Genomic DNA, 236 nt, shown 5'->3' with positions numbered 1-236 from the left:
TCCCCCATGCGTTGCGTTATTTACCGTCGTGTAAGTACAGAAGACCAGGTAAAGGAATGGTTTTTCCCTCGGAGCTCAAAGGATGCGTCTAACCGCTTTTGCTGAATCACAAGGCTGGATGATTGTGGATGATTACGTGGATGAAGGCTTCTCAGCAAAGAACACGAATCGCCCTGCTATGCAGCGTTTGATTGCTGATATTAAGCAAGAGAAGTTTGATGTTGTGCTTGTATATC

1 protein-coding gene is annotated in these 236 nt (G+C 45.3%); it reads left to right on the top strand.

What is annotated here, in order from left to right:
- Window positions 1–82: 82 nt before the first annotated feature.
- A partial coding sequence (locus BLT_RS23530; protein WP_394295525.1) for a recombinase family protein occupies window positions 83–236 on the top strand: 154 nt, incomplete at its 3' end.

Source organism: Halalkalibacterium ligniniphilum, assembly GCF_000334155.1.
GTDB lineage: Bacteria > Bacillota > Bacilli > Bacillales > Bacillaceae_D > Halalkalibacterium > Halalkalibacterium ligniniphilum.
Note: the sequence above shows the minus strand (reverse complement) of the source record. Positions and strands in the feature narration are given on the sequence as shown.